General features: G+C 32.8%; 4 protein-coding genes. 1 reads left to right on the forward strand and 3 read right to left on the reverse strand.

Annotated features, from left to right (window positions below; genetic code table 11):
- Positions 1-355: 355 nt before the first annotated feature.
- From ACOYLP_RS09655 to gldJ, 3 genes are all read right to left on the reverse strand, one after another.
- Complete coding sequence (locus tag ACOYLP_RS09655; RefSeq protein ID WP_422855964.1) at positions 356-1,048, reverse strand: hypothetical protein; 693 nt, start codon at positions 1,046-1,048, stop codon at positions 356-358.
- Positions 1,049-1,139: 91 nt separating this feature from the next.
- On the reverse strand, positions 1,140-2,423 hold the full coding sequence (locus ACOYLP_RS09660) for a UDP-N-acetylmuramoyl-tripeptide--D-alanyl-D-alanine ligase (protein WP_422855965.1): 1,284 nt from the start codon (positions 2,421-2,423) through the stop codon (positions 1,140-1,142).
- A 69-nt stretch (positions 2,424-2,492) separates the two neighbouring features.
- Positions 2,493-4,214 (reverse strand): gliding motility lipoprotein GldJ, encoded by a 1,722-nt coding sequence (gene gldJ, locus ACOYLP_RS09665; RefSeq protein WP_422855967.1) that lies wholly within the window; start codon positions 4,212-4,214, stop codon positions 2,493-2,495.
- Between the two features lie 206 nt (positions 4,215-4,420).
- Here gldJ and porU point away from each other — a divergent pair.
- Positions 4,421-7,320, forward strand: a 2,900-nt coding sequence (gene porU / locus ACOYLP_RS09670) for a type IX secretion system sortase PorU (RefSeq protein ID WP_422855966.1), incomplete at its 3' end; no start/stop codon positions are given.

The following is a 7,320-nucleotide window of genomic DNA, read 5'->3' on the forward strand; positions in this document are numbered from 1 at the left end:
CAGAGCATCTCGTTTACACCGAGAGGGTCGGGGGTTCGAATCCCTCATCGCCCACCAAAAAAACCGATTAGGAAACTAATCGGTTTTTTTATTTTAAAACTACTTCAAAAGCGCGATTTTGTTAGTGGCACAAAATAAAAAAACATGGCTAAGTAGCAGCCTATGGGTTTTCTTGTTTCAAAACAACCTAAATGGGAAAAACGTAGTTAATCCCTCATCGCCAACAAATAAATAGTAAAGCAAGCTAAAAAATAGCTTGCTTTTTTATTTAGCTGATTTGATATTTTTTAAACGTAGCTTTAAGGGAAAAACGAAGTTAATACACACCGACAAAAAAACATAAAGACAAAAAGATTTAATTTACAGTAAAAAATTCAATTAGTTTTATTACGTCTGGCTCTTTTTCTAAATCAATTTCATTTTGTTTGATAAAAATTTCTATATCCGTTTTCTTTTCAGGAAATAATTTCAAAAGCTCTTTTTTATTCGTTGGTAACTCAAAAATTTCACCGTCATTTATCTTTATGAAGAAAGTATCTTTTAGCGGAACAAATCTTGCTTGTGTACTCGTATCATAGGATGATTTGGCAGGTATTGCATCATAATATTTTATCTTTTGTCTTTTATAAAGTAAATAGCCATTCTTTTCAAAAAGACTAACAAGGTATCCTGTATTTAATTTTCCACTTTTCTCTGTAAAATTTACGTATTGGTATAAAGCCTTTGGATAAGTAATTGTAATCGTAGAAAAAGCTGCTGCATTGTTTAGAACTAAAGTATCATTTTTTGAATTTATAAATTCGAATTCATCATAGCAAGCATTGTAACGCAATAAAGCGTTCTGAACAACATCTCCCACTTTGGCATGCAAAAAAGCTTTATTAGGATAGGGCGAACCCAGTGTTTTAGTATAAGTTGGATGATAGTTGGTTTCCGACAATCTTATACCCGAAGATTCAAGAGTTGTAATTTTGCCGTCTTGACTTTGGCTAAAACCAACTCTTGAAGTTGATAACATCATGAATAATACTATAATTTGAATTTTCATTTGGCTATATTTAAAAAATTAAAAATACACCATTTTTTGATATACGTAGTTTTCTACAATCAAAAAAACTCCAATTTCATAAAGGGTATTTCTACAAATATTCCAAAGTTCGTTCTAAAGCCATACCTCTGGAACCTTTTATAAGAATTGTTTTATGTTCCGGTCTTACTGAAATAAGGTATTTGGTAAAGTCTTCAAATGTAATATAGAAATGGAAGTTGTCTTTTTGAATACTGTTGGCAAAGAAATCTTTCCCAACAAAATGACAATCAAAATCACTATTACTATTTAAAAAATTTACAATCGTTTTATGCTCAGACAAGCTCTCCTCGCCAAGTTCATACATATCACCAATGATAACGCATTTGTTTGTTTTATCCAATTGTATAAAATTCTCAAGCGCCACGAGCATACTACTTGGATTCGCATTATAGGCATCTAAAATAATTTCATTGGTTCCTTTTGTCAATAATTGAGAACGATTATTTTCGGGTACATAACTCTCAATTGCCGCCTTAATATCAATTATAGGAACATTAAAATGACAACCTATAGTAATTGCAGCATTTATATTATTAGCGTTATACAAACCAATTAAATGAGACTTAATTTCAACACCTAATGTTTTGATTTCAACAAAAGGATTTGCCATAATGTTTTCTATGAAAACAGTAGCACTTTTATCTTTTTGACTAAAGGTTATTCTTTTAAAAGCTACTGATTTATGATTTTGAATTTCGTCATCCAGATTTACAAAAACTAATTTATTATTCAATTTTAGATAGGTATACATTTCACTTTTCCCTTTTATTACACCTTCTACTCCACCAAAACCTTCTAAATGTGCTTTGCCGAAATTAGTAATATAACCATAATCAGGCTCGGCGATTTCACACAAGAATTCAATTTCTTTTTGATGATTAGCTCCCATTTCAACAATTCCGATTTGGGTTTCTTTTGTAAATGATAAAAGAGTTAACGGAACACCTATGTGGTTGTTTAAATTTCCAACTGTTGCTTTTGTATTGAATTTTTTAGACAATACAACATTGATTAATTCTTTTGTAGTGGTCTTACCATTACTTCCTGTTAATGCTATTATAGGAAGATTTAGAAATTGTCTGTGAAACTTGGCTAATTCCTGTAGTGTTTCCAAACTATCATTAACCAATATAGTTCTTTCGTCTATATAATAGTTGTTATTATCAATGATAACATAACTTGCCCCTTTCTCAAGCGCTTCTTTAGCAAAAGTATTAGCATCAAAGCGATCTCCTTTTATGGCAACAAAAAAGGAATTTGGCTCTATCTTTCTTGTATCAATCGAAACTTTACTGCATTTTAAAAATAAATCATGAATGTTCTGAATAGTCATTGGGCAAAATAGTTAAAACAAAAAAGCCCTTAAAATTAGGGCTTTTTTGGTATTGTTTATAAACTAAAATTAATTTCTGGCTCTTTTTTTCTTGTCAGCTTTTGAACCAACTCTAGACATAGCACATCTGAAACCTATAAAATCTGTAGCAATGTCTTGTGGATAATACCTTCTTTGTGCGGGATCTAACCAATAAGCTCTATCTCTCCAAGAACCGCCCTTGTATACTCTTACATAATCATTAACCAAAGTCGAACGTTTGTTGGAACGGTCATATTTTTTAACCATGTTTCCTAAACTATCAGTAGAAACATTATGAATTGGAGAATCGTACATTCTTTGGTCATCTCTCAATTTTCCTTTTTCATCTCCTTCTTCTGAACCACCAAATTTAAAATATCTAGTTGATTGTTTTTCACCGTCACGATAGTTAATGTTGTTTGACTTATCAAAATTTTGTCTTAAATACGTTTCATTATCATCAACAGGCACTTTAGCAATTTGACCAGGAAAATTTCTAGACACAATTTTACCATTTGATAAAGTATCGAATTTTTGAGTTTCGGCAGTTACTAATTCTACTTTTCCATCTTCACCAATTTTGTCTTTCATGTAAACATTACCTCTGAAATAGTTGAAATCATTTGCTTCATCATCAACTATAGGTCTGTAAACATCGGCAACCCATTCGGCTACGTTTCCAGCCATATCATATAATCCAAAATCATTTGGTGGATATGATTTAACTTTATTAGTAATATCCGCTCCGTCATCAGACCATCCTGCAATTCCACCGTAATCTCCTTTTCCTTGTTTGAAATTAGCCAATTGATCACCTCTAACTTGTCTTTTCCCTGAACGTGTGTAGGTACCTGACCAAGGGTATTTTTTCTGACCTTTATATTGATTATATTCTCTTTGTCCTACATCAGCAGCAGCAGCATATTCCCATTCCGCTTCTGTTGGCAATCTATATTCTGGCAAAATTAAACCAGAAGTTCTTTGAGCGTATACATTTTTAGCACTATTCCCAGCTGTATTATTTGCGCCTGGAGTACTACTTGCTTTGGGAGCAGCACCTCTTCCTTGACCTTTTTTCAAGACAATTTTATCATCTCCTCCTTTAGCAGTAGATGGTGAAGCGAGATATGCCTCAGTACTGAAAACTTTATCAGCAGTCATATCTGTAACTTTAGAATCTTTTTTCAAATAACGTTGATCTTCAAGAATTTTCTCGTTTACACGATCTGTTCTCCATTTAGCGAATTCGGTAGCTTGTATCCAATTAACTCCAACCACAGGATACTCAGCATAAGCAGGATGTCTCAAATAGTTTTCTGTCATAGTCTCGTTATAACCTAACCTATTTCTCCATACCAAAGTGTCGGGAGAAGCGCCTTCATAAATGTTTTTATAGTTTTCTTGATCTGGTGGAAAAACGGTTTTTAACCAATTTAAGTATTCCATATACATCACATTGGTTACTTCAGTTTCATCCATATAGAAAGACATAACATGCTGTTGATTTGGCGTATTATTCCAGTCATGCATTACGTCATCCTGAACTTTACCCATAGTAAATGTTCCACCTTCAACAAACACTAAACCAGGGCCTGTTGCTTGCTTTTTAAATTTAGAAGCGTATTGGAACCCGCCTTTTTTATCGTTGATTTTCCATCCTGTAGCTCTAGAACCACCTTTTGATTCTGATTTTTTACTACAACTAGTAAAGCCGACCATCATCACTAAGGATAGTAATAATTTTACTGCTATAATTTTGTTTACTTTCATATTCATAGTAGGTATAAATTTCGGGGCGCAATATAAGTATTTAACATTAAATTGCAACACCTTTTTTTAATTAATACTAAATTTGTTCTTTGTAAGTTGATTTTATGTAAAACGCAAAATTAGTAGTTTTATTATATTTTGTGCCAAAAATATTTTTTTTTTGATTTTTTATACTAATTTTCAAAAAAACACGTTTAGTGAATACTATGAAAAGAATTTTTACTATTTGTTTACTGTTCCTGAGTACATTCATAGCCATTGCTCAAGAACAGAAAAATGTTTCGTTGAATTGGACAAACAAAAAGGAACTGTCTTATGGACGCTTTTCCTATATTGTGCCCCAATTTAATACTCAAAATTACGAATTTGATATTTACTCCAAAACCGTATCCTATTCTTTGACGATACCATTAAACAGTATGGTTAATGAAAATACAATTCAAATATCCAACCTGATTTTTGAACCCATTTTAGAAAGTCAACTTGGTGATATTGCAATAAAAAATATCCCTACCACTTTTAAATCAAGGTTTAAAAGTTATAATGCCAGAGAAAAATATTTTGGAAAAATTACGCTTACTCCAATAGTTAAAGAAGGAAATTCGTTTAAAAAACTAATTTCATTTAGCTATACAATTCAACAAAATGCAGCAAAAGAAGAAGCCTTTAACAACAATGTAACCGCTATCGAAAATTCTGTTTTAAGTAGTGGAAATTGGTATCGTTTTTATATCCAAAAATCAGGCGTGTACAAAATCACAAAAAGTTTTCTTCAAAGTTTAGGGCTTGATACCAACGCTGATCCCAGAAAAATAAAAATCTATGGCAACGGCGGAAGAATGTTACCACTACTAAATTCTGTTGATTATCCTATGGATTTAAGCGAAAACGCTATTCAGGTAGTTGGTGAAAGTGATGGTGTTTTTGACAATCAAGATTTTATTCTTTTTTATGCCGAAGGCATGGATAACTGGAATGAAGACTACAAAAGCAGCTTAAATATTTATGCTGATAAGTCTTATTATTATGTAACTACGCAAGGCGGTGTTGGAAAGCGAATTGTTGACATGACACAGCCCACAGGAAGCACGACAACAACAATATCAACTTTTGATGATTATCAATTTCACGAAGTTGACGAAGTCAATGTTGAAAAATTAGGCAGAATTTGGTTTGGAGAGAGTTTTAGCGTGGACAATGACCAAGAATTTAAATTTAAATTTCCAAACATTGTAAACTCATCTCCTATTGAGATTAAAACACACGTTGCCTCTATAACTTCGACTACCAATTTATTTAAAATAGAAGCCAACACCCAATTTGTTGGTAACATTACCCTCGATCCAGGAAGTAGCAGCGATGCTATAGTTATAGAAAAGAATTTTTCTTCTACTTCTTCTGTGTCAGCTGAAGATATTACCATTAAAGTAACTTTTGATAATGGTGGCGTGCCAAGTTCAAGAGGCTATTTAAATTACATTAACATCAAAGCAAAAAGAAATCTTAAGGCCTTTGGAAAACAATTCCCCTTTCAGTTTGACCAAGCAAATACGTTACTTGGCATTGGCGAATACCAACTCTCTAATGCATCATCAATATCACAAGTTTGGGATGTAACCGACAGGTTTAATGTAACTAAAGTAGAAAACGCAACCCAAAGTGCTTTTTCTTTTAAGGCCAATTTAGGTGAAGTTCGGAAATATGTTGCCATTGACAATACTGATTATTATTTGCCTTCAAAAGATTCGAAATCAAAAGTGGATAACCAAAATTTAAAAGGAACTGTCTTTAATAACGTTCAGGGACAATGGCAGAAAATTGATTATTTAATTATTACACCAAAATTCTTAAATGCACAAGCTGAAAAATTAGCAGCTTTTCACAGAAGTTACTCTAATCTGAATGTGAAAGTAGTAAATTTAGAAAGCATTTATCCTGAATTTTCATCCGGAAAACAAGATATTGGTGCCATTAGAAATTTTGTGAAATATGTTTATTTTAATGCCCCGGTAGGTGAACGAGTTAAGTATTTAAACCTTTTTGGAGATGCATCTTATGATTTTAAAGACCGAATTGCAAACAACACCAATATTGTTCCAATTTATCAGGCACTCAATAGTTATACAGGAGGCGAAACCTCTTTTGCATCTGATGATTTTTTCGGGATGATGGATTCCGATGAAGGAAGATTAGATTCAGGTTTTTCTCCACCAAATGGCAATACTATCTTTTCATATGATTTTGGAGGAATTGACATAGCAATAGGAAGAATGATTGTAAGTTCAACCCAACAAGCTGAGGAAATGGTAAACAAAGTAGTTGAATACCACGATTTAAAATCCTATGGAAATTGGAGAAATAATTATGTATGTATTGGCGATGATCCAAACCCAGAAAAACCTGGCGATAATCAATTGCAGTATTATCAAAACCGTCTAGCAGATAAAATTTCTTTTGAAAAACCATTCATTAATGTAAAAAAAATACTTTTAGACTCTTTTGTTCAGGTAACCTCTGCTGGAGGTAAACGCTATCCAAAAGCTCGTGAAGAAATTTTTGCCGCATTTGAAAAAGGCGCACTAGTTTTCAATTATTTAGGTCATGGTGGTGAAGACGGATTAGCAGAAGAACGTATTTGGGAAAAATCAGACGGACAAAACTTAGCAAATCGTTTCAGATATCCTTTATTTATTACCATTACTTGCGAATTTACAAGATATGACAATCCGTATCGCCCTACTGCTGGCGAATTTACCTATTGGAATCCAAAAGGCGGAGCAATTTCAATGATAACCACTATTCGTTCAATTGGTCAATCAACCGCTCAATATTTCAATGAGGTATTGGCCGAGAATTTATTTAACTACGGTAGTGATACCTATTCATCAATTGCAGAAGCGCTTCGAGTATCAAAAAATGCTGGTCCAAACTCCGCAACAAATGTTGTAGTTTATGTAGGCGACCCTGCATTAATGTTAGCAATTCCAAAACCAAAAGTGGTTTTAACTAAAGTTAATGATGTGCCAATTACTGGTGCAATTGATGATTTTCAATCATTAGATTTTATAAAGTTGAGCGGTGAAGTGCTAGATGAAAACAATAATGC

Origin of the sequence: Flavobacterium sp. (genome assembly GCF_049318325.1) — a bacterium.
Lineage (GTDB): Bacteria > Bacteroidota > Bacteroidia > Flavobacteriales > Flavobacteriaceae > Flavobacterium.

Excerpts from the sequence above, each read along its gene's own strand:
- gldJ (WP_422855967.1), bottom strand. The coding sequence starts at position 4,214 with ATGAAAGTAAACAAAATTATAGCAGTAAAATTATTACTATCCTTAGTG.
- ACOYLP_RS09660 (WP_422855965.1), bottom strand. The coding sequence starts at position 2,423 with ATGACTATTCAGAACATTCATGATTTATTTTTAAAATGCAGTAAAGTT.
- ACOYLP_RS09655 (WP_422855964.1), bottom strand. The coding sequence starts at position 1,048 with ATGAAAATTCAAATTATAGTATTATTCATGATGTTATCAACTTCAAGA.